The organism is Tessaracoccus sp. MC1679 (assembly GCF_014164775.1).
In the GTDB taxonomy this organism is placed as follows: Bacteria; Actinomycetota; Actinomycetes; order Propionibacteriales; family Propionibacteriaceae; genus Arachnia.
Map to the genome: position 1 here is coordinate 1 of NZ_JACJGB010000001.1, position 20,860 is coordinate 20,860.

Here is a 20,860-nt window from a genome sequence, read left to right on the forward strand (position 1 = left end):
GCAGCGGCTCGGCCAAGGTGGCCTCCGACTGCGAGTAGGGGCCGATCTCGGCTGCGAAGACCGCATGCGTCCCGCACTCGGCCAGCGCCACCACCCGAGCCATGGGAAAGGCAGCCCGCTCGCCCTTATTGACCCCCGGACGCCCGAAGTGCTCGGCGTTGGCTGTCGTGTCAGCGACATCAAGACACATCCCGTCGATCGCGACCAGCCGCCGCCCAGCCAGCCACACCCCCGGCGTCGCTTCCGTTCCGATCGGCCTCGCGACCCGCTCAAACAGCGCCTTCAACGGCTCAGCGCCCAGCCGGGCACGGGCCTGGAAGATCGCTGACTTACTCGGGAGAGCGTAAGACTCCCTCCACCCCGAAGCCCACGACAACCCGTCGGTCAACTGACCGAGCACATCCTCATAGGAGCCCTCGGAGTACAACGCCATCCCAATCGAGAAGTAGGCCATCACCCGCGCCGGCAACGACCGATGCCGCTGCTCGGTCCGGCCGACCTCAGCGATCACCTCATCAACCAGACCCGGCGGGAACACCCGCGTCAACACCCCCACCGACACAAGATCGGACAAACGACGCTCGGTCTCCGGCTTCTTCCATCCCGCACGCGGCATACCACCACACTACACCGACAGGAGCTTAACTGAACGGTATTGGGCTTAGCCCTGGTCTTCGCCGGCTCGCTCGTCGTGAGCGGAGTTGCCGGTTTTCAACTGGGGCTACGTCGTCGTCAGTGATCGCGAAAGGGCAGTCGCGACGGAAGCGTGGTGCGCGCGGCCGGCAGGTGAAGGAGTCCCAGGGTGATGCGATTCATCGTCGAGCTGATCGTCGGCGTCGCCCTGGCGGCGATCGTCACGGCGGCCATCATGGTCACGATGTTCTACTTCGGCCCGTGGGCCGATCCACCAGGGATGGACGAACTGTGGTGGCTGTTGGCGACCGCGGCGGTCCTGCTCGCGTCTGGACGATGGTGGGCACGCCGACGAGCTCCTTGATTGACCGAGGAACTCCACCCACCGCGGCAAGAGCGGATGTTCGCGCTTCACCAACTCCAGCTCAGGTGGCATCGTCTGGTGCCTGGTTCACGCGTCGTGCGGCGGTTCAGCAGGCGGGGCGAGCTGGATCGGCCGGGTCGAACGGGCCGGTCGGCGGGTCGGAGGCGGCTGTCAGGCCCGCCGGGGCGCCGGATTGATGGCGTCCCCGGACCAGCTCATGTTGTCGTCCACACCAACCTCGAACGCCTCCAGGGCGGGATCGGCGAGCACGGCGTCCGCGACCGCGCGCTCGCAGCCGAGCAGGGTGAACCCGAAGTCGATCTCGGTGGCCAGACACCAGACGTGGTCGTCCGGCCATACGAGGTTCGCCGACTGCCCGAAGCTCTCGTCCTCGACCCACGTCTCGTGCGCGGCCAGGGGCGCCCGGAACAGGTGGTAGCGCCGGTGCGGCAGGGCCAACACCGGCTCGGCACCCCCCGGGACCCGGCTCGGCACCGGGACCTCGTAGGTCATCAGGTCGGGGTGGTGCGCCTCGACCGCGCCGCCTCCCCAGAACCCGTAGCCCTCCCACACCGCGTAGGTCACGTCCCCAGACGCCGGCAGGTGCGCGACCAGCGCGTCGTGGTCGGGGCGCGGGAGATGGCCATCCGGCGGCCACAGGTTCGGGTGGCGCAGGGTGTCGAACATGTGGCTCCACTGCGCCAGGGGATGCAGGACGCGTCCATTGGACGCCGCGATCTCCCGCCAGCGGCGTCCGTCCGGCAGGGGGTGCAGGACCCGCACATACGCCGCGAAGCCCGTCGGCACCATGGCACCCACCGGAACCCCAGCCGGTCCCCACGGCAGCAGCCGGGGCGCGAGCCAAGCCGACAGGGCGGCGTCCGTCGTGTGGCGAGGCAGGGCCATACCGCAAGGGTAAGGCCGTAGCGCCCCACTCCTGATGTGCGGATCGAGGCGACCCACTCGTTGCGGACAGCGTTCAACACGAAGGCATACCGCGCTGCGGCAAGCGGAGCCAACACACGACCCTCGCGCAACCTGCGCCATGTCAGTGCGTTCGGGATCCCCTGCGCGGTGGTGTCACGGTCGCGCTCTAGCCTGAGCCTGTGACCCCTTTCAGTTCATTGCCCGTCCGCGAGGTGGTCGGTAATCCCAGCAAGGATGATCACGGCTGGCCATTCACCATGGGCGCAGTCAGGCAACTGCTGCGCGACGGGCTAGAGCTCTCCGAACTGACGATCCTGGTCGGAGAGAACGGAGTCGGGAAGTCAACCGTCATCGAGGCAATCGCTATGGCATACGGCCTGAGCCCCGAGGGCGGCAGCACACACCTAAGGCCCTCGGCGCGTCCCACCGAGTCGCCGCTGCACGAAAGGATCCGACTGGTGCGCGGCCTGTCCCGTTCCCGCTGGGGATACTTCCTGCGCGCCGAGACCATGCACGGACTGCTCACTTTCCTTGAGCAGAACCCGGGAGCCGACGGTCGCTACCACGAACGTTCGCACGGCCAGGCCTTCACCGGGCTCCTCGACACCAAGCTGGTACACCTGTCCCGCAGGGGCGGGTTCCTGGTGCTCGACGAGCCCGAGGCCGGGCTCTCGTTCATGACCCAGATCAAACTGGCCAACCTCCTGGCGGAACTACGCGACGACGGCATCCAGGTGCTGATGGCCACCCACTCTCCGATCCTCACCGCCACCCCAGGTGCCCGGATCGTCGAACTAGACGACGACGGACTCCACGCCCGTGCCTGGAAGGATCTGATGACCGTGGCGCTGTGCCGGCGGTTTCTCGCCGACCCCGGCTACTTCTGCCTGGAATGAGCACGCGCCACCGCGGAAGAGCCATCCGCTCCAGTCGCGGCAGATCAGTGCGTTGGTGGGGTTGCCCACAATCGGTACCTATCCCACTAGGAGCGCGGCCAATGGAGCCAGCTTCACCACCACATCCACAACCGACGATACGGCCGCCATCACAGCCGTCCATTTCTCCCGCACCACCTCCTGCGGCATCCTGGGATCGGCGGCGACGTCACGTAGCGCCACCAACTCGCCACGCACCGACTCATCTGCCACATCTGCGAGTACATCCTCAACCGCCCGCACGAACTCAGCGCGCCGCTCCCATTCAACGGTGACGGTCTGCACGTTTCCGCGCCCACCCTGGATAGCGCCCACCATGTCGCCGCTAATTGAAGTGTTCGTGCTGTAGTCGATACTCGTCGAAGCGGCGCGCACGGCATGGGAGACCGGCCTGCCAGACGTGGCCACAGCCCTACCCGTCGGCGAAACTCGCATCGCGACGATGCGGCCGTCGGCGCGTCTAGGTGCAACCATTGTTGCCAGATTGCGGTCTATGAGCGCGTCCGCGGCGTGAACCACCTCCTCCTCCGAGGCATCCAGCCCTTCGGGCTGCCCGTTGGCATAGAAGTTCTGCGGGCTCGCTGTGTCCACTGAGTTGAGCCACCGCAGCATTGCGGTCTGTACCGCATCGGCCCGATCTGGGCCAGTGGCACGGCTCTCCATGATGTGCTTCGCGGCACGTTTCCCCTTCGGTGTGAGCGCGATCTCCCAAGCCCCTGAGATATCTGGGACAGCAAGTCCGAGTTCGCGTAACTCACCGCCCACCGTGAGAGCTTCGTCGTGCTCCCAGTCCAAGACTTCGCACACCCTTGCCGGTAGGGCCGTAGCCTGCGGTTCGTCCGCAACGAGCACGAGCACGTCCTTCTGTTCCTCATTCAGCCGGTCAACTATGTCCCAGATGGTCACAGGATCCGCCACCCTTCACTTCCGTCTTGGTTCCGGGCGTTTCCCAGATCTTGTTTCATCGTTACATACAGCTCTGACGACTTACGGGAACGAGGCGACGAGTGCCTGGTAGTTCTCGTATTTGCTGGCAATCTCGAACAATTGAGCCGGACTAGCCGCAGGTACCTCTTCGACCCATGCTCACTTCTGACGGTGTGATGTCAGGATTTGGCAGTTTCACACGCCCGCAACTCGGCATGACCGTGAAACCGCACAGCCATCCCTTGACACCAGCACCCGAGCAGGCGCGAACTGGGCGCCGCCGCCGCGGCAGGAGGACTCATCCCCTACTTAAGACCGGTCTCCCGCCCGAGCCAGGAGCGGCGCGATCACCGTGGTGTAGAGCGGCGCCAGGGTGGGATCAGACCCGTCGAGCGCGACGTCGGGATCCGACCAGCGCACGGCGTCGATCTCCGCGGCCGGCTGCACCCGGCCGAGGACCGGATCAGGCCAGCTGAATACGTGCGCGACGACGGTGTGGTCCGGTTCGTTGGCGGCGGCCGCCTCGAACAGTCCCAGGGGCTCCAGCCGGAGGGGATCCAGAACCAGGCCGAGCTCCTCCCGGACCTCCCGGGCGCCGCACTGCTCAGGAGACTCCCCCGGGTCAGGCTTGCCTCCCGGGTTCATCCACATCGACGTGCCGCGCTTGCGCACCAGCAGCACCGCGCCGGTGGGATCGCGCAGCACCACGGCCGTCACGTGGATGCATCGCTCCATGCGGCCGAGGCTACCGCGTTAGGCTGGACGGACCGAGCCGAGAGGGGGCCGACGTGGCCAAGGCACTGATCGTGGTGGACGTCCAGGTGGACTTCTGCGAGGGCGGAGCCCTCGGGGTCGACGGCGGCAACGCCGTGGCCGAGAAGACAGCAGAGCTGCTGAACGGCGATCACGGCTACCGCCGGGTGGTGGCGACGCGGGATCACCACATCGACCCGGGAGCGCACTTCTCCGACAGCCCTGATTTCGTCGACAGTTGGCCGCCCCACTGCGTGGTCGGCACCCCCGGACAGGAGCTTCATCCGGTGCTGCGGGGGTTGGCCTTCGATGCGGTGTTCGATAAGGGCTCCTTCGCGGCCGCGTACTCCGGCTTCGAGGGCACCATCGGGGGCGAGGACGACGGGATCGGACTGGCGCGGTGGCTGGGCCTGCACGGCATCACTGCGGTCGACGTGTGCGGCATCGCAACCGACTACTGCGTGCGGGTCACCGCCATCGACGCGGCGCGCGAGGGGTTCGACACCATGGTCCTCGGCGGGTTGGTGGCAGCCGTGCACGCGGAGAGAGTGGCCCGCGTCGTCGACGAGCTGGCCGACGAGCGCGTGGCCTGGGTGGGCTGAGGTCGCCGCGATCAGCTCTGGACGTACTTGATGAGGTACTCCTGCTCCGTCTGCAGCTGGTCGATCCGGCTCTTGACGATGTCGCCGATGCTGACGATGGCCACGAAGTGCCCCTCCTGCACCACAGGCATGTGGCGGGTTCGGAACTCGGTCATGGCCGCCGCCACGCTGGCGATGTCGTCATCCGGGACGCACACGTGCACGTCGCGGTCGAGGATCTCGCCGATGGTGGCCTCCAGGGCCGCGGCGCCGCGCTCCCCAAGCGCCCGCACCACGTCCCGCTCGCCGGCGATGCCGGTGACCGTCTGGTCGTCGTCGGTGATGACGACGGCTCCGATCCGGTGCTGGGTCATGAGTTTCACGAGGTCCGCGACGCTCTGGTCAGAGCGGGCGGTGATGACAGTGGAGCCCTTGCTGGCGATGACGTCGTTGATGCGCATGGCTCACGGTATCGCCGCCGGAGGGGCCGGCGGTAGCAATTCCACCGAAAGTTTCGGCTCGGCTACCACCCTTGCGGAACGGCTTCGCGGCCGGACTCCTCAAGGTCGTCGATGCTCTGATCCATCTCGAATGCAGGCAGAGCGGAGGCCGGGATGTTGACGATCTTGGCCGGGACACCCGCCACCGTGGTGTGCGGAGGCACATCGTGGAGCACCACGGAGCCTGCGCCGATCTTCGCCCCTTCCCCCACGCGGATGTTGCCCAGCACCTTCGCGCCGGCGCCGATCATCACCCCTCGGCCGATCTTGGGGTGACGGTCGCCGCCCTCCTTGCCCGAACCGCCGAGGGTGACCTCGTGCAGCATCGAGAAGTCGTCCTCCACCACGGCCGTCTCGCCGATCACGACGCTGGTGGCGTGGTCGAACATGATGCCCTTCCCGATCCGGGCACCGGGGTGGATGTCGACGGCGAACACCTCTGAGATGCGGCTCTGCAGATAGAGCGCGAGCGGCTTCCTGTCATGCATCCAGTAGAAGTGCGCCACCCGGTAGGCCTGGATGGACTGGAAGCCCTTGAAGTAGAGCAGCGGGTTGGCGTAGCCGGGGCACGCGGGGTCCCGGCTCACGACGGCCTGCAGGTCCGCGCGGATGGCACGCTGAATGCACTCGTCGTCGAGGATCACGTCGTGGATGATGTCGCGCAGGCTGAGTGCCGGCAGCGTCGTGTTGTCCAGTTTGGCGGCCAGAATCAGGCTGAGCGCGTCCTCCAGGTCCGGCTGGCTGAGAACCACGGTGTGCAGGAATCCGGCGAGCAGCGGCTCGTGGGCGGCCGCCTCGGCGCACTCGGCCTTGATCGACTCCCAGATCTGGTCGTCGGAGACGATGCGGGTCGGATCCATGGGGAACTCCTTGTGTGGTCGGACGTCTGCCAACGTTACCCACCCCGCGCCTTTGGCAGGGATCAGTCCGCTGACGGCGAACCTCCGGGGCTCCTGGAGGGTTGAGGGACGCTCTCGGGTGGCAGGGTGATCGTGACCGAGCCCGATTCGAGGTCCAACGGTTCCGGCCCCGGGGCCCCCTTGTCGGCCTCGACGATGAGGATCTTGTCAAGGTCGCGCTGCTGACGGACGTACTCCAATCCTGGCTGGAATATCGACATGAAGTCGGACACTGGCTCACCTCCGTGTGTGCCCCCACTGTAGGCACCGATTCGCGGCGTCACTAGTGTCCTGCGCCAGAAGTTCGTTGATGGGTGGCGATGTCCCAGGGGATGGATCGCAAGGCCGACGAGCGAAGTAGCACTTGGTTGTTCGTCGAGTGAGGAGAACGCAGCGAGGCGCCGCTGGGGGCCGTCAATCGCAGTGAATTTCTGGCGCAGGACACTAGCATGAGACGCCCCAACCCGAGGAGTCATAGTGGACCCAAGTGCCAGCATCGTCATCACCTCGGCGCTGATCTTCTACTCGATCGGCGTGTGGGGGAGCGTCTCCGCGGACGGCTCAAGTGGTGGAATCTGGCGTTCTTCATCCTCGGCCTGATCTTCGACACGATCGGCACCAGCATGATGTTCGACTTCGTCGGGGGCATGACGTTTGATGTCCACGGGATCTCCGGGCTCATCGCGATCCTGCTCATGTTCGTCCACGCCGCCTGGGCGCTGGTTGTGCTGCTCCGCAAGGACGAGGACGCCATCAGGAGCTTCCACAAGTTCAGCATTCTCGTGTGGGCCGTCTGGCTCATCCCCTACTTCAGCCCCATGTTCTTCGCGATGGCCGGCTAGCCACCGCGCACGGGCGGCCCCGTCAGATCACGCGCACCGAGAGGACGCCCTCGATGGCACCGATCTCAGCCGCCAAGGTGTCCGGGACCGTTCCCTCGACGTCGATCAGCGTGTAGGCGAGCTCCCCACGGGACTTGTTGAGCAGGTCCGCGATGTTGAGCCCGGCGTCGGCCAGGAGCGTCGAGATGCGTCCAACCATGTTGGGGACGTTGGCGTTGGCGATCGCCAGACGACGTGTCCTCTCGTATCGGGCGAGCACCGCGTCGGGGAAATTCACGGAGTTGCTGATGTCGCCGTTTTCCAGGAAGGCGCGCAGCTGTGCGGCGGCCATCACAGCGCAGTTGTCCTCAGCCTCTCCCGTCGACGCGCCGAGATGCGGCGTCGCGACGACCGCGGGATGACCGTTGAGCCGCGGCGAGGGGAAGTCGCAGATGTAGCCGCGCAGCTTGTGCCGGTCCAGGGCATCGACGACGGCCTCCTCGTCGACGATGGCCGCGCGCGAGAAGTTGAGCAGTAGCGCCTTGGGCTTCATGAGGGCCAGCCGGTCGGCGCCGAGTAGGCCACGCGTCCCGGCGACGAGGGGGATGTGGAGCGAGACGGCGTCCGAGCGCTTGAGGACCTCCTCGAGCGAGGTTGCCTGCTCAACGGTGGCTGACAGCTTCCAGGCGTGGCCCACCGTGATCTGGGGGTCGTACCCCAGCACGCGCATTCCCAGCGCCGCGGCGGCGTTGGCCACCTGGACGCCGATCGCGCCGAGTCCGATCACGCCGAGAACGCGCCCGGGGAGCTCGAAGCCGACGAACGCCTTCTTGCCCCTCTCGACGGCGTCCTCGACCTCCTCCGGGGTCCCCGTGAGGGAACGGCTGAACTCCACGGACTGCACGATGTTGCGCGCCCCCGCCAGCAGACCGGCCAGGACGAGTTCCTTGACCGCGTTCGCGTTCGCACCGGGGGTGTTGAAGACCGGCACGCCGCGGGCGCTCAGGTCTGCAACTGGCACGTTGTTGGTCCCGGCGCCGGCTCGCGCCACCGCGATCACCGACGCCGGGATCTCCCGGCTGAAGAGGTTGGCGGACCGCACGAGCAGCGCGTCCGGGTTGGGCATGTCTGCCGCGACGACGTAGGACTCCGGAGGTAGTTGCGCCAGCCCGTGCGCGCTGATGGCGTTGAGCGTCTGGACCCGGTAGGCCACGGTCAGGCGTTCCGGCGCTCGAAGTCGGCCATGAAGCCGATCAGCGCGTCGACGCCCTCTGGCGGCATGGCGTTGTAGATGGAGGCACGCATGCCGCCCACGCTTCGGTGACCCGCGAGATTCGTCAGCCCCGCCGCGGCTGCCTCGGCAACGAACGCCTTGTCACGCTCGGGCTTCGCGGTGACGAACGGGACGTTCATCCAGGAGCGGGAGTCAGGGGCGACGGGGTTGGAGTAGAACTCGGACTCGTCGATGAAGGAGTAGAGCTTCGTAGCCTTGGCGGAGTTGCGCGCGGCCATGGCCTCGAGGCCACCGAGGGACTGGACCCACTCGAGGATGAGGCCGAGCAGGTAGACGCTGAAGGTGGGCGGGGTGTTGAGCATCGAGTCGCTGGCGGCCATCTGCGCGTAGTCCCAGATCGACGGGGTGGTGGCGCGGGCGTGGCCGACGAGGTCGTCGCGGACGATGACGACGCACAGCCCGGCCGGCCCCATGTTCTTCTGCGCGCCACCGAAGATCAGGCCGAACTTTTCGACCTCGACCGGGCGCGACAGGATGGTGGAACTCAGGTCCGCCACGAGCGGCACTGCGCCGGCGTCCGGCACGTAGGAGTACTCGACGCCACCGATGGTCTCGTTGGGTGTGTAGTAGAGGTACTTCGCCTCAGGGTTGACCGCGAAGCTCCCCGGCGCCGGGGTGGTCGTGTAGCTCGACGCTGCCTCGTCGGCGATGACGTCGACGACGAGGTCCTGCTTCTTCGCCTCGGAGATCGCCTTCTTCGTCCACTGCCCCGTGTGGAGGACGTTGATCAGGTCACCGGGTGCGGTCAGGTTCATCGGGATGCCGGCGAACTGCCCGTACGCCCCACCCTGGAGGAAGAGGACGCGGTAGTGGTCCGGCACCCCCATGACCTGGCGCATCCGGGCCTCCGCCTCGGCCGCGCAGGCGACGAAGTCCTTGCCGCGGTGGCTGACCTCGAGCACCGACATCCCTGAGCCGAGCCAGTCGGTGAGTTCGGATTGGGCCCGCTCGAGGACGGCGAGCGGGAGCATGGCAGGGCCGGCAGAGAAGTTGTAGACGCGCACGGGCCAAGTCTCGCAGCGTCGGCGCCCGATGATCGAGGGGGTCCACCGAAGCGACGTCGCCGATTCAGCCGGCTCGTTTCCGGGACCGGGTCACGCGCCGCGCAGCGAGGCAGTAGGTTCTGCGGCGTGACGAACTATTCTCAGGCGGACGAAGCGGGCTACTTCGGGCGATTCGGCGGTGCCTATCTCCCGCCGCACCTGGTGCAGCCGATCGCCGAGGTGAAGGCCGCCTACGCCGAGGCCCGCAACGATCCCGCGTTCATGGAGGAGTACGCCCATCTCCTCAAGGCCTACGTAGGACGCCCGTCGCTGCTGCACTTCGCCGAGAACCTCACTGAGCACCTGGGCGGCGCGAAGGTCTACCTCAAGCGCGAGGACCTCAACCACACCGGTTCGCACAAGATCAACCACTGCCTCGGCGAGGGCCTGCTGGCCCGTCGCATGGGCAAGAAGAAGCTGATCGCCGAGACCGGGGCAGGCCAGCACGGGGTCGCGCTCGCCACCGCTGCCGCGCTTCTGGGCCTGGAGTGCGAGATCCACATGGGTGCCATCGATGTGGCGAAGCAGCACCCGAACGTGGTGCGGATGCAGCTGCTCGGCGCCAAGGTGGTTGAGGTCACCGAGGGCGGCGCTTCTCTGAAGGAGGCCGTCGACTCCGCCTTCTCCACCTATGCGCGCGACTTCGAGGACACGTTCTTCGGCATCGGCTCCGTCGTGGGCCCTGACCCGTACCCGTCGATGGTGCGCGACTTCCAGGCCATCGTCGGCCGTGAGGCGCGGGCCCAGATGCTGGAGGCCGAGGGGCGGCTGCCCGATGCGGTCGCCGCCTGCGTGGGCGGCGGGTCGAACGCGCTGGGCCTGTTCACGGCCTTCCTGGACGACGAGGAGGTGCGCCTCTACGGCGTCGAACCGGCGGGTCGCGGTGTCGAGGTCCTGGGCGAGCACGCCGCCACCATGACCACGGGCACCGACGGCGTCCTGCACGGCATGGCCACGAAGGTGATCCAGACGCCCGAGGGCGAGCCGGCCCCGGTGCACTCCATCGCCTCCGGTCTGGACTACCCCGGCGTCGGACCCCAGCACGCCTTCCTGAACGAGATCGGGCGCGTGACCTACGTGTCGGCCACGGATGCGGAGTGCCTCGACGCGTTCCAGCTGTTGTGCCGCACCGAGGGCATCATCCCTGCCCTCGAGAGCTCGCACGCCGTGGCGCACGCCATGCGGATGGCGCCGTCGATGCCGAAGGACGCGATCGTGCTGATCAACCTGTCAGGTCGCGGCGACAAGGACGTCGATTATGTCGCCGAGGTGCTGGCGTCCCGATAGCCCGCCTCTGAGAGTGCGTGGCCGGTCATCCCAGCGTGAGCAGGATGGCCGGCATCACGACGATCGCGACCAGGATGGTCACGCTGGTGATGAAGGCGCTCGTCTCCACGTCCAACCCGGCCTCTTCCGAGAATCCCGCCACCATGGACGCCACCGGGGCGAAGAGCAGCATCACCAGCACCAGCTTGATGTCGGGGGACAGCGGCAGCGTGAACCAGATTCCCAGGGCCAGGACGATCGCGAAGGTGTAGCGCAGCGCGAGGTATTTGGCGGCGCGTGTGAGCTTGCTGCGGTGCAGCCTGATCTCCAGGCCGATGCCGATCATCAGCATCGCGAGGAAGGGGTTGGCGGCCCCGACGGTGCTGGTGAAGACGATGACCGGGTCCGGTAGCGTCAGGTTGGCCGACCTCATCGCCACGAGGACGAGGTAGGTCACGAAGATGGGCGAGCTGAACACGATCCTGAGGAACGACACGACCGTGGTTCTCTTCGACTGGTCGACCATGCTCATGCCCCAGCCGTATCCCACGCCGGCGGAGGCGAGCGAGTTGCCGACGTCGAACATGGCTGTGTGGACCATCGCGGCGCACCCATGAAGCCCGAGATGTAGGGCATCGAGAAGGCGCCGATGTTGTAGGTCCCGGAGTGGAATACGCCGAAGGCCTTGGCCCGGGGACCGTTGCGACGGTTGAGCCAGTAGCCCACGACCTGCTGCCCGAGGTTGACGACGAAGCCGATCACGACCAGTGACGCGAGCGCCGGAACGAGGTCGTAGCTGTTGAAACTTGTCGCCAGCGCGCAGGGCAACGTGACCCGCAGGACGAGCTTGGAGAAGATCCCGAAGTCGGACGCCTTCACCCAGCCGAGCCACTTGATGCCGTACCCGATGGCGACGATCAGCACCAGGGACAGCGCCTTGGTCAGGATCTCGGCCACGCGATTCTCCTCCCAGGCGGCGCCCACGAGTGTACTGAGGGTGAACCAGCGTCCGGACGCTGCCGTGCCCGACGCAGACCCCGTGGCGCGACGACGTCGACGCCAGCTATCCAGTCAAGGAGTCAAGGTCACGCGACAGGCAGGACCAGCTTCTCCCGTTGTCCACAGGCGAAATCCACGGAGGCAGCCCTTCTCCACAGTGAGCTCTGTGGAGTCCCTGCGGGACTCTGCTTGTAGCAGGCTGCAGGCATGGGAATTCGCTACTACGCCTATCCGCTTGCACCCGAGTTCGTCGACAGGGCAACCGAGGATCCGTGGGCCTTCATGTCTGACGACCCGCTCGCCGATGCGTGGGGACCGAAGGAATCTGCTCCCGACATGTTGTATCTCGACAAGTGCTGGAGATACCTGCAGCGGTTGACTACCCCTGGTGTCGCGTGCCCGCGCATCGCGTATGACCTGTTCGAGGGCGACGTCACGCACACATCACGCGGCTGGATCCCATGGATCAAGGTCCTCACACCCGACGCGGTGAGCGAGATCTCCCGAGACCTGTCACTGCTCGACGGTGACGATGTCGACGCACTGCTCGCCCGGGATGATTTCTACACGACCCGCCTTGAAGAGGACCGCAGCTACATCAAGGAGCATTTGCGCTCTGCCCAGGCTTTCACCGCCCGGATGCAGGCGCGCGGATGGGGTTTGGTCTATCTCATCGGATGAGTCCGCTCGAACCTCACGGCTCGGCCCTCACGGACCCCCGCAGGGCACAACTTCGCGGTGGACAGGGCGTGATGTCAGCCATGATCAGCAGTCTCCGCTGGGTCCGCACTGGTGAAGCCAGGTGAGATCACCGTGAGTCCGATGGACCGGGCCGCTTCGCCGAGCCTGTGGTCATAGGTCAGCATGGCGTCGGCATCCATCCGCAACGCGGCCTCAAGGTGAAGCGCGTCGAGGGTGCGAAGGTACGCCATCGGGAGGAACCCAGCGCTCCGATAGAGGGCCCTGTCGAGGGCCGCGAGCGCCACACCATCGAGTACACGAGTCACGTCCCCCTGGTCAAGGCCTTCCCGGACGGCTAATCTGCGCAACTCGGTCTCCAGTAGGTCGCACGACACCAGCGCGCTCGCCGTGTGATCGAGCCAGTCTGCCAGCACAGTGCTCTCCGGCTGCTCGATGAGCAGCGCACCCAGAGCAGACGTCTCCACGTAGACGATGTAGCTCACCGTCGCGGCCGATCCCCGCGCAGGTCATCGAGCGTCTCCCCCAGAGACCGCGTCGCGGCCTTCCGCTTGATGCCCAGTGCCGACCAGCCACCGACCCGCCGAGCAGGCCTGGTGATCGCCAGGCCTGCCCGGGGGGCCTCTATGGGCACGATCCGACCAACGGGCACTCCGCTGTTGGTCAGGATGAAGGAGTGGCCCTCCCCCACTGCGCGCAGCACCCGTCCGGACTCATTGCGCAGCTCGCGCTGGGACAGACTTTCGACGATGGGCTCCGACGCACGCATAAGCTTGAGCGTAGCACGAGTGCTACGCGAACGACCCGTTGAACGCGCACCTATCCGCACTCGCGGAGGGAGTCTCCGTCCTGCGCGACCGCCAGCATCGACCGATGACAGGCAGAACCCCCCTCGTTGTATCCCGACAGAAGGAGGAACTCACCCTCGGCAATCCGGAGGGTGATCAGGACCTGGTCTTCACAGACGGCGATCGCAGATCCACTCGATGTTGAATCTCAGAAAGCCGATCCGCCGGCGTGAAGACCTGCCATAGCCTCCACCCTTCGTTGACGAACGTTGGCCCCAGAACCGCCAGGACCTGCTCCATACTCATCGACTCCTGCCACGCAGTCACCATGACCCGTGAGCCACCCTCGGTGTGGACCGCATACCCGTCACGAACCCAGCCGTCGTAGACCTCTTGTGCCTCCTCCGTCGTCACTGGCTTGTCGAAGGTGGTCCAGGTGGCCATGAACTCCGCCAGCCGCACCGCCTCGACCATCCGCCAGCCACCCTCGGGGTCTCGGGCAACGCGCACAGTGTCGGCAACCAGCAAGGGAACCTCGACAGCGTTGTTCTGGGCCACAACGAGCCCTCTCTTGCGATCCAGCCACCGCCCCCACAACCACTCACCCGCCATCGAAGCGTCTTCCAAGGGGCGGTACTTCAAGCGGAACTTGAGGAGGTGGTCAGCATCGTGCGCATTTCTCATGACCCGAGCATGGTTGGCACCACCGACATTTTTCGTCCCACCGACCCGGGGCAGGCCCATCAGTCCTGGAGAGGGTCAGGCACCGCGCCAACCAAGTAGGCCTCGATCACGCTGCAGCGCTGCCGCTTCGTCCTTCGATAAGACGAACGTCGATCGAGCGGCTCACGCGACCTTCAGCGGTGTGATCGCCGCGATCTTGTCCCGCAGAACCCGACGCTCAAGCCGTAGTTCGTAGTTGGTCTGAAGGTTCATCCAGAACTCTTCGGACGTGCCGAAGTACCGCGCTAGCCGGATCGCCGTGTCGGCCGTTACATGCAGATGCGCTCGGTGTCCTTGTTCCCGAACGAGCTGATCAGACGACCAGTGTGGAACGAAGCCCGTCGATAACGCTAGACGTTGAACCGGAACTCGACGACGTCGCCGTCGGCCATCACGTAGTCCTTGCCCTCGAGGCGCATTTTGCCCGCCGCCTTGGCCGCGGCCTCGGAGCCGGCCGCCATGAGGTCGTCGAATCCGATCACCTGGGCCTTGATGAAGCCCTTCTGGAAGTCCGTGTGGATCACACCGGCGGCCTCGGGCGCCGTCGCCCCCTTCGGGATGGTCCAGGCCCGCGACTCCTTGGGGCCGGCGGTCAGGTAGGTCTGCAGGCCCAGCGTGTCGAAGCCGACGCGCGCCAGGACATCGAGGCCGGGCTCCTCGACGCCCATCTCGGCGAGGAACTCGCGCGCCTCGTCCTCGTCCATCTCGACCACTTCGGACTCGAACTTCGCGTCCAGGAAGATCGCCTCCGACGGGGCCACCAGCTCACTCATGCGGCCCTTGAGGTCGTCGTCGCCCAGCTCGTCCTGGTCGCAGTTGAAGACGTAGAGGTAGGGCTTGGCAGTGAGGAGGAAGAGGTCGCGGAGCTCGTCGATGTCGAGGCCGGCGGCGCGGACACCCTTGCCCGATTCCAGCGCGTCCTTGGCGGCCTGGTAGGCGGCGAGCTTCGGCAGTGTCTCCTTCTTGATCCGCGCCTCCTTCTCCACCCTGGGGAGGGCCTTCTCGACGGTGGCGAGGTCGGCCAGGATGAGCTCGGTGGCGATGGTGTCGATGTCGTTGGCCGGGTCCACCTTGCCGTCGACGTGCGTGACGTCCTCGTCGTCGAAGACGCGGGTGACCTGGCAGATGGCGTCGGCCTCACGGATATTGGCCAGGAAGGCGTTGCCCATGCCCTCGCCCTGCGAGGCCCCCTTCACGATGCCGGCGATGTCGACGAAGCTGACGGTGGCGGGAATGATCCGCTCGGAGCCGTAGAGCTTGGCCAGCTGCGCCAGCCGAGGGTCCGGCACGCCGACCACCCCGACGTTGGGCTCGATCGTCGCGAACGGGTAGTTCGCGGCGAGCACGTCGTTGCGCGTCAACGCGTTGAAGAGAGTCGACTTGCCGGCATTGGGGAGACCGACGATCCCGATGGTGAGTGCCACGAGGGACGAGCTTACCGGGCCCGTGGCCCCCGACCGAACGAGCCACCCCACCCGACCCACCGCCCTAGCCGAAGCCATTCTCACCAAATTGGGCATCTTTGCGTACTGAAATTCAAACAGGTTAGGGTTCCCTTAGTCGACTCCCCATGAAACTCTGCCAAGAAGGACTGATATGAATCGCACCCGCATCGCCGGCGCCCTCTCCGCCCTCCTCTTCCTCCCCCTCGCCGCGTGCGGCGGCCAGTCCGCAGCCGAGGAACCCGCGGCGGGCGAACCCATCACCGTCACGCACACTCAGGGCGAGACCACGCTCGACGGGCCGGCCGAGCGCATCGTCGTCCTCGATCTCGGTTCCCTGGACACCGTCCGCGCGCTCGGGGCCTCCGACAACGTCGTGGGACTCACCAAGGGCGCAGCGCTCCCCGAGCCGCTCAGCGAGTTCGCAGACGAGAAGTATGCGGACCTCGGCTCCGTCGTCGAGCCTGACCTCGAGGCCATCGCCGCACTGGATCCCGATCTCATCATCGCCGGCTTCCGCACCGCCGCCCTCGTGGAGGAGCTGTCGAAGAACTTCCCGACGATCGACATCACCTTCGACGCGGAGAAGTCGTTCTACGAAGGTATCGAGTATTCGACGAACATCATCGCCAAGGCTGTGGGCGCCGAGGACGAGGCCGCCGAACAGCTCGCGGAGGTTGAGGAGGCCCTCGCGGCCGCACAGGGCAAGACGCCCGGGGGCCAGACTGCCCTCATTCTCATGACCAGCGGCGGCAAGGTGTCGGCTCAAGGCACCGAGTCGCGCTACCGAGTCCTCCACAATGAGCTGGGCTTCGAGCCCGCCATCTCCGACGTCGACGCCGAGGCCCACGGCGACGCCATCTCCTTCGAGGCCATCGCCGAGGCGAACCCCGACGTGCTGTTCGTCGTGGACCGCGACGCGGCCATCGGCCAGGAGGGCCAGGCAGCCGCACAGGTGCTGGACAACGAGTTGATGGCCAACACCACGGCCTGGAGCAACGGCGACGTCACCTACCTCGACGGTGGACGCTGGTACATCATGATCCACGGCGTGGACAACGCTGTGGAGATGCTGAGCGACGCCACGGCCACCAACTGATCGTGACGCCGTGACTGCCACCACCGACGCCACCCGGCGCACTCTGCCCGCCGGCCACCCCCTGTCCTGGGGGTGGCTCGGCGGGCTCGGCGCGCTTCTGGGCTTGTCGGTGCTGTCGCTGTTCGTCGGCGCCGCCGATCTCTCCCCCTGGGATTTCCTCACCGGGCGCGCCACGCCCGACGACTGGCTCACCTTCACCGTTTCCCGGGTGCCACGAACTCTCGCAGTGCTGTTGGCGGGCGCATCCCTGGCCCTGTCGGGCCTCCTCATGCAGCTGCTCGTGCGCAACCGTTTCGTCGAGCCAGGCACCGTCGGCACGTCCGAGTCCGCGGGCGTGGGCATCCTGATCGCGATCCTCCTGTTCCCAGAGGCGCCGCTCGTGGTCAAGATGGTCCTTGCGATTCTGACCGCCTTGGCGGGCACCGCCCTGTTCCTGCGGCTGGTCAGATCGCTACCGCCGACGGTCCCCGTCGTTGCCGTGCCGTTGGTGGGGATCATGCTGGCCGGGGTGATCGCAGCCGGCACCACCTTCGTCGCCTACCGGCTGGAGCTCATGCAGACCATCGGAATCTGGATGCAGGGTGACTTCTCCGGCGTACTCCGCGGCCGCTACGAGCTGCTGTGGCTGCTCGCGGTGCTGGGCGCCCTGCTGTGGTTCTTCGCGGACCGCTTCACCCTCGCATCCCTCGGCGAGGAGCATTCGAAGGCTCTCGGCCTGTCCTACAAGGCCACACTCAATCTGGGGCTGGGCCTGGTCGCCACGTCGAGCGCCATCACGCTGGTGGTAGTGGGAGGGATCGGCTTCGTCGGCCTCGTGATCCCCAACCTCATCGTGCTCTGGCGCGGGGACAACCTGCGGCGCAACATCGGCTGGACCGCCCTCGCGGGCGCCGGATTCGTGCTGGTCTGCGATCTCCTCGCCCGCACCCTCAACCCGCCCTACGAGATCCCCGTGGGGACGGTCTCGGGGGTACTCGGCGGCGTCGTGTTTCTCGTGCTCCTCCTCACCGGACGGATGCGCACCCGATGACCGCCTTGACCACCCCCCGAACCTCGATCGCACCGTCATTCCGGCTGCTGCTCGCGCTGGCGCTGTGCGCGGTCGCCGCCGTCGCGTTCATGACCCTCAACCTCAGCGGCGACCTCGGCTTCATTCTCGAGCTCCGCAGCCGCAAGGTGGCATCGATGATCGTGGTCGGGTGGGCCACCGGGGTAGCGACGGTGGCGTTCCAGACCGTGACCAACAACCGCCTTCTCACGCCGTCGATCATGGGGCTGGATGCCCTGTACGTGTTCCTGCAGTCGCTCCTGGTCCTGACGATGGGCGTGGCGGTCGTGGGGCAGATCGGCGCCTACCCGATGTTCGCACTCAACGTGGCGCTCATGCTGGGGGTGGCAACCCTCCTCACTGAGGTCCTGTTCGGACGGAGGAGCCGCTCGATCTACGTGGTGGTGCTGGCGGGCCTGGTGCTCGGCTCCGTCCTTCGTTCACTGTCATCGCTGATTGCTCGCGTCCTGGACCCCAGCGCCTTCACCGTTCTGCAGGACAACCTCTTCGCCAGTTTCACCGCGGTCAACCCGGAGCTGATCTGGCTGGGCGCAGCCATCGTCACCGCCGCAAGCTTGTGGCTGTGGCGACGGCGCGCGGACCTCGATGTCCTCTCCCTCGGCAGGGACGCCGCCGTCAGCCTCGGCGTCCCCTACCAGCGCACCGTCCGGGGCGTGCTCCTCGTGGCAACCCTCCTGGTCTGCGTCTCCACCGCGCTCGTCGGCCCCATTACCTTCCTCGGCCTGATCGTGGCGGCCATCGCCTACCAGATCAGCGGCACCGGGCGCCACAGCATCGTGATGCCAATGGCAGGGCTGCTGGGCGTCGGCGTGCTACTGGGCGGCCAGACCGTCCTCGAACAACTCCTCGGCCAGGCCACCGTGTTGTCGGTGGTCATCGAATTCGTCGGCGGTATCGCCTTCATCTGGCTCGTGATCCGAAAGGTACGCACATGATCAACGTCAGGAACCTCTCCAAGCGCTACGGCCGCAGCCTCGTGGTCAACGACGTGACGCTGGAACTGCGCGATGGCGGTCTGACCGCGATTGTGGGGGCCAACGGCGCTGGCAAGTCCACGCTTCTCTCGATGATCGCGCGTCTCCTCGAGGCCGACGGCGGATCGATCTCGGTGGGTGACCTGGACGTGGCGACGGCGGACTCACGAGAGCTCGCCAAGCGCCTCGCGGTGCTGCGCCAGTCCAATGATCTTCAGAGCCGCCTCACCGTCGCCGACCTCGTGGGCTTCGGGCGCTACCCCCACTCAGGCGGGCGTCTGACGGCTGACGACCGGCTCAGGATCGACGAGGCGATCGCCTGGATGGATCTTGATGATCTGCGGGACCGTTTCCTCGACGAGATGAGCGGCGGCCAGCGCCAACGCGCCTTCGTGGCCATGGTACTGGCCCAGGACACGCAGTATGTGCTGCTCGATGAACCCCTCAACAATCTCGATGTGGCCCACGCCCACGCCATGCTGCAGACGCTGCGGCGGGCCGCCGACGAACTGGGCAAGACAGTGGTGATCGTGGTCCACGACATCAACTACGCGGCCTGCTGGGCGGACCAGATCGTCGCGATGAAGGACGGCCGGGTGATGGCCGTCGGCTCCCCGCAGGAACTGGTGCGCCCGGACGTGCTCCGAGACGTCTTCGACCTGGAGATCGAGGTGACGCAGTTCCGGGGACGCCCGATCGCGCACTTCTACCTGCCGGTTCCGCTGTGCACGTCGTGCCACCGTTCCTCGCGGGACGGCTGCTGCCTCGATGGCGCCCCAACCAGACCCGTCTCCCTGACCCTCGGCGCCCGTTCCGGCGCAGCCTGACTAGGCGCCGGCCCAGTACGCCGCGACAGCGCGGGCCAGGAACCACGGGTCCTCCACTCCGCACAGCTCCCGGGCCGAATGCATGCTCAGCAGGCCCACGCCCACGTCGACGGTGGTGATACCCAGCCTGGTGGCGGTGATGGGGCCGATGGTGGAGCCGCACGGCACGGCGTTGTTGGACACGAACGGCTGGGTGGGCACACCCGCGGCGGCGCAGGCCCGCAGCCAGATGGCGGCACCGACGGCATCAGTGGCGTAGCGCTGGTTGGCGTTGATCTTCAGAAGCGGACCGCGGTTGGGCAGCGGCCGGTTCACCGGGTCGTGGTGGTTCGGATAGTTGGGGTGCACGAGATGCCCGGTGTCGGCCGAGACACAACTGGAGCGGGCGAACATGGCACGCGTCTGGTCAAGGCCAAGGCCGAAGCCGGCAGCGATCCGCTCCAGCACGTCCTGCAGCACGGGCCCGCCGGCTCCGCTGGTGGTGGCCGAGCCCACCTCCTCGTGGTCGAAGGCGACGAAGACCGCGACGTCTGCGCCGGCCTCGGCCGAGCTGATCGCTGTGAGAGCGGCATGCGTGCAGGCCAGGTTGTCCAGCCGGCCCGAGGCGAGGAACTCGCGCTCGACGCCGATGACGGCCGGGCGTTGCGTGTCGAAGACGAAGAGATCGTGCAGCGCCACGTCACCGGGCGCGATGCCCGCCAAGGCGCAGAGGTGCTCGATCAGCGACTGCTTCAGCTCCACGGCCACGATGGGCTGCGTCCCGGTCTGCTTGTCCAGGGTCAGCGACTCGTTTGCCCCGCGGTCCAGATGGATCGCGAGCTGAGGGATGCGGGCGACGGGACCTGTGCGCACGAGGTGCACGGCACCGTCGAGTGTGGTCAGGCGGCCCGCGATGCCGAGGTCACGGTCCAGCCACGAGTTCAGCAGGGGGCCGCCGTAGACCTCGACGCCAAGCTGAGTCCATCCAGCGCTGGACAGGTGCGCGCCGGGCTTCAGCTTGAATCCCGGTGAGTCCGTGTGTGTGCCGACGATCCGGAACTCGGCCTCGTGCCCCAGCGTGTCCGGGGACACCCACGCCACGACGGCGCCGTCGCGTACCAGGAACCGCCGGCCACCGACGTCCGACCATGGGCGGCGGGCGTCGACCTCCACGAACCCGGCCAGCCTCAGCTGCGCTGCGATCTGATCCGCGGCATGGAAGGAGGTGGGCGAGGCGACGACGAAATCGGTCAGCTGATCAACGTGGTCCTGGGCTGAAGCGAGCATGGCCCTACGGTAGCCGCGGAATCGGAGGCCG

At 66.8% G+C, this 20,860-nt stretch carries 26 protein-coding genes; 10 read left to right on the top strand and 16 right to left on the bottom strand.

The annotated features are described in order from the left end of the window. The coding region (locus H5398_RS00005; RefSeq protein WP_182798547.1) for a transposase domain-containing protein at positions 1-616 on the bottom strand (616 nt) is incomplete at its 3' end. Positions 617-802: 186 nt separating this feature from the next. Here H5398_RS00005 and H5398_RS00010 point away from each other — a divergent pair. Beyond that, positions 803-997, top strand: a complete 195-nt coding sequence (locus H5398_RS00010) for a hypothetical protein (protein ID WP_182798548.1) — start codon at positions 803-805, stop codon at positions 995-997. Between the two features lie 171 nt (positions 998-1,168). Here H5398_RS00010 and H5398_RS00015 read toward each other — a convergent pair whose 3' ends face one another. Then, positions 1,169-1,903 (bottom strand): hypothetical protein, encoded by a 735-nt coding sequence (locus H5398_RS00015; RefSeq protein WP_182798549.1) that lies wholly within the window; start codon positions 1,901-1,903, stop codon positions 1,169-1,171. 200 nt (positions 1,904-2,103) lie between these two features. Between H5398_RS00015 and H5398_RS00020 the strand changes: the two genes are divergently transcribed. Beyond that, on the top strand, positions 2,104-2,820 hold the full coding sequence (locus tag H5398_RS00020) for an AAA family ATPase (protein WP_182798550.1): 717 nt from the start codon (positions 2,104-2,106) through the stop codon (positions 2,818-2,820). Between the two features lie 78 nt (positions 2,821-2,898). Here the strand turns inward: H5398_RS00020 and H5398_RS00025 are convergent, their stop codons facing one another. Further along, positions 2,899-3,765 (bottom strand): hypothetical protein, encoded by an 867-nt coding sequence (locus H5398_RS00025; protein ID WP_182798551.1) that lies wholly within the window; start codon positions 3,763-3,765, stop codon positions 2,899-2,901. A 330-nt stretch (positions 3,766-4,095) separates the two neighbouring features. Beyond that, positions 4,096-4,521, bottom strand: coding sequence for an NUDIX domain-containing protein (locus H5398_RS00030; protein ID WP_182781856.1), 426 nt, complete (start codon positions 4,519-4,521; stop codon positions 4,096-4,098). A 53-nt stretch (positions 4,522-4,574) separates the two neighbouring features. On the opposite strand from H5398_RS00030, the gene H5398_RS00035 reads away from it, so the two are divergent. Next, the gene (locus tag H5398_RS00035) at positions 4,575-5,141 is read left to right on the top strand and encodes an isochorismatase family protein (RefSeq protein ID WP_182798552.1); all 567 of its coding nucleotides are present in this window, start codon (positions 4,575-4,577) and stop codon (positions 5,139-5,141) included. Between the two features lie 11 nt (positions 5,142-5,152). On the opposite strand, the gene H5398_RS00040 is transcribed toward H5398_RS00035, so the two are convergent. From H5398_RS00040 to H5398_RS00050, 3 genes are all read right to left on the bottom strand, one after another. Beyond that, on the bottom strand, positions 5,153-5,581 hold the full coding sequence (locus H5398_RS00040; protein WP_182781854.1) for a CBS domain-containing protein: 429 nt from the start codon (positions 5,579-5,581) through the stop codon (positions 5,153-5,155). Positions 5,582-5,643: 62 nt separating this feature from the next. Next, positions 5,644-6,480 carry a serine O-acetyltransferase gene (gene cysE, locus H5398_RS00045; RefSeq protein WP_182781853.1) on the bottom strand — a complete coding sequence of 279 codons (837 nt, stop codon included), beginning with the start codon at positions 6,478-6,480 and terminating at the stop codon, positions 5,644-5,646. A 62-nt stretch (positions 6,481-6,542) separates the two neighbouring features. Further along, positions 6,543-6,752 carry a DUF6191 domain-containing protein gene (locus H5398_RS00050; protein ID WP_182798553.1) on the bottom strand — a complete coding sequence of 70 codons (210 nt, stop codon included), beginning with the start codon at positions 6,750-6,752 and terminating at the stop codon, positions 6,543-6,545. A gap of 303 nt (positions 6,753-7,055) precedes the next feature. Here H5398_RS00050 and H5398_RS00055 point away from each other — a divergent pair, with 303 nt between their 5' ends. After that, positions 7,056-7,361, top strand: a complete 306-nt coding sequence (locus H5398_RS00055; RefSeq protein ID WP_220489021.1) for an HsmA family protein — start codon at positions 7,056-7,058, stop codon at positions 7,359-7,361. 22 nt (positions 7,362-7,383) lie between these two features. Here the strand turns inward: H5398_RS00055 and H5398_RS00060 are convergent, their stop codons facing one another. Together H5398_RS00060 and serC are read right to left on the bottom strand one after the other, a co-directional pair. Continuing rightward, positions 7,384-8,553, bottom strand: a complete 1,170-nt coding sequence (locus H5398_RS00060) for a phosphoglycerate dehydrogenase (RefSeq protein ID WP_220489022.1) — start codon at positions 8,551-8,553, stop codon at positions 7,384-7,386. 2 nt (positions 8,554-8,555) lie between these two features. Continuing rightward, positions 8,556-9,638 carry a 3-phosphoserine/phosphohydroxythreonine transaminase gene (gene serC, locus H5398_RS00065; protein WP_182798554.1) on the bottom strand — a complete coding sequence of 361 codons (1,083 nt, stop codon included), beginning with the start codon at positions 9,636-9,638 and terminating at the stop codon, positions 8,556-8,558. Positions 9,639-9,764: 126 nt separating this feature from the next. Between serC and trpB the strand changes: the two genes are divergently transcribed. Beyond that, on the top strand, positions 9,765-10,964 hold the full coding sequence (gene trpB / locus H5398_RS00070; protein WP_182798555.1) for a tryptophan synthase subunit beta: 1,200 nt from the start codon (positions 9,765-9,767) through the stop codon (positions 10,962-10,964). Positions 10,965-10,989: 25 nt separating this feature from the next. On the opposite strand, the gene H5398_RS00075 is transcribed toward trpB, so the two are convergent. Together H5398_RS00075 and H5398_RS00080 are read right to left on the bottom strand one after the other, a co-directional pair. Then, positions 10,990-11,544: an AEC family transporter gene (locus tag H5398_RS00075; RefSeq protein ID WP_182798556.1), complete on the bottom strand. Its 555-nt coding sequence runs from the start codon at positions 11,542-11,544 to the stop codon at positions 10,990-10,992. Next, complete coding sequence (locus H5398_RS00080; RefSeq protein ID WP_182798557.1) at positions 11,472-11,900, bottom strand: hypothetical protein; 429 nt, start codon at positions 11,898-11,900, stop codon at positions 11,472-11,474. Before H5398_RS00080 ends, H5398_RS00075 begins: the two co-directional genes overlap by 73 nt. A 249-nt stretch (positions 11,901-12,149) precedes the next feature. Between H5398_RS00080 and H5398_RS00085 the strand changes: the two genes are divergently transcribed. Then, positions 12,150-12,623, top strand: a complete 474-nt coding sequence (locus H5398_RS00085) for a hypothetical protein (RefSeq protein WP_182798558.1) — start codon at positions 12,150-12,152, stop codon at positions 12,621-12,623. A gap of 74 nt (positions 12,624-12,697) precedes the next feature. Here H5398_RS00085 and H5398_RS00090 read toward each other — a convergent pair whose 3' ends face one another. The 4 genes from H5398_RS00090 to ychF all read right to left on the bottom strand — a co-directional run bounded on the left by H5398_RS00090 (position 12,698) and on the right by ychF (position 15,576). Continuing rightward, positions 12,698-13,126: a type II toxin-antitoxin system VapC family toxin gene (locus H5398_RS00090; protein ID WP_182798559.1), complete on the bottom strand. Its 429-nt coding sequence runs from the start codon at positions 13,124-13,126 to the stop codon at positions 12,698-12,700. After that, complete coding sequence (locus H5398_RS00095) at positions 13,123-13,410, bottom strand: type II toxin-antitoxin system Phd/YefM family antitoxin (RefSeq protein WP_182781845.1); 288 nt, start codon at positions 13,408-13,410, stop codon at positions 13,123-13,125. Before H5398_RS00095 ends, H5398_RS00090 begins: the two co-directional genes overlap by 4 nt. A gap of 175 nt (positions 13,411-13,585) precedes the next feature. Beyond that, complete coding sequence (locus H5398_RS00100; protein WP_182798560.1) at positions 13,586-14,113, bottom strand: hypothetical protein; 528 nt, start codon at positions 14,111-14,113, stop codon at positions 13,586-13,588. 389 nt (positions 14,114-14,502) lie between these two features. Further along, positions 14,503-15,576, bottom strand: coding sequence for a redox-regulated ATPase YchF (ychF, locus tag H5398_RS00110; protein ID WP_182798561.1), 1,074 nt, complete (start codon positions 15,574-15,576; stop codon positions 14,503-14,505). 172 nt (positions 15,577-15,748) lie between these two features. Between ychF and H5398_RS00115 the strand changes: the two genes are divergently transcribed. From H5398_RS00115 to H5398_RS00130, 4 genes are read left to right on the top strand one after another with little or no spacing between them, the layout of a single operon-like run. Beyond that, complete coding sequence (locus tag H5398_RS00115) at positions 15,749-16,693, top strand: siderophore ABC transporter substrate-binding protein (protein ID WP_182781842.1); 945 nt, start codon at positions 15,749-15,751, stop codon at positions 16,691-16,693. 10 nt (positions 16,694-16,703) lie between these two features. Beyond that, positions 16,704-17,723 carry an iron chelate uptake ABC transporter family permease subunit gene (locus H5398_RS00120; protein WP_220489025.1) on the top strand — a complete coding sequence of 340 codons (1,020 nt, stop codon included), beginning with the start codon at positions 16,704-16,706 and terminating at the stop codon, positions 17,721-17,723. Further along, positions 17,720-18,697, top strand: coding sequence for an iron chelate uptake ABC transporter family permease subunit (locus H5398_RS00125; protein ID WP_182781841.1), 978 nt, complete (start codon positions 17,720-17,722; stop codon positions 18,695-18,697). The genes H5398_RS00120 and H5398_RS00125 overlap by 4 nt, the downstream gene beginning before the upstream one ends. Beyond that, positions 18,694-19,563, top strand: a complete 870-nt coding sequence (locus tag H5398_RS00130) for an ABC transporter ATP-binding protein (RefSeq protein ID WP_182781840.1) — start codon at positions 18,694-18,696, stop codon at positions 19,561-19,563. Before H5398_RS00125 ends, H5398_RS00130 begins: the two co-directional genes overlap by 4 nt. Here the strand turns inward: H5398_RS00130 and H5398_RS00135 are convergent, their stop codons facing one another. Next, positions 19,564-20,829 carry a M18 family aminopeptidase gene (locus H5398_RS00135; protein WP_182798562.1) on the bottom strand — a complete coding sequence of 422 codons (1,266 nt, stop codon included), beginning with the start codon at positions 20,827-20,829 and terminating at the stop codon, positions 19,564-19,566. Between the last annotated feature and the right edge of the window lie 31 nt (positions 20,830-20,860).

Coding starts and splice junctions, on each gene's coding strand:
- H5398_RS00015 (WP_182798549.1), bottom strand. CDS start 1,903: ATGGCCCTGCCTCGCCACACGACGGACGCCGCCCTGTCGGCTTGGCTC.
- H5398_RS00030 (WP_182781856.1), bottom strand. CDS start 4,521: ATGGAGCGATGCATCCACGTGACGGCCGTGGTGCTGCGCGATCCCACC.
- H5398_RS00040 (WP_182781854.1), bottom strand. CDS start 5,581: ATGCGCATCAACGACGTCATCGCCAGCAAGGGCTCCACTGTCATCACC.
- cysE (WP_182781853.1), bottom strand. CDS start 6,480: ATGGATCCGACCCGCATCGTCTCCGACGACCAGATCTGGGAGTCGATC.
- H5398_RS00075 (WP_182798556.1), bottom strand. CDS start 11,544: ATGGTCCACACAGCCATGTTCGACGTCGGCAACTCGCTCGCCTCCGCC.
- H5398_RS00085 (WP_182798558.1), top strand. CDS start 12,150: ATGGGAATTCGCTACTACGCCTATCCGCTTGCACCCGAGTTCGTCGAC.
- H5398_RS00095 (WP_182781845.1), bottom strand. CDS start 13,410: ATGCGTGCGTCGGAGCCCATCGTCGAAAGTCTGTCCCAGCGCGAGCTG.
- H5398_RS00100 (WP_182798560.1), bottom strand. CDS start 14,113: ATGAGAAATGCGCACGATGCTGACCACCTCCTCAAGTTCCGCTTGAAG.
- H5398_RS00115 (WP_182781842.1), top strand. CDS start 15,749: ATGAATCGCACCCGCATCGCCGGCGCCCTCTCCGCCCTCCTCTTCCTC.
- H5398_RS00125 (WP_182781841.1), top strand. CDS start 17,720: ATGACCGCCTTGACCACCCCCCGAACCTCGATCGCACCGTCATTCCGG.
- H5398_RS00130 (WP_182781840.1), top strand. CDS start 18,694: ATGATCAACGTCAGGAACCTCTCCAAGCGCTACGGCCGCAGCCTCGTG.
- H5398_RS00135 (WP_182798562.1), bottom strand. CDS start 20,829: ATGCTCGCTTCAGCCCAGGACCACGTTGATCAGCTGACCGATTTCGTC.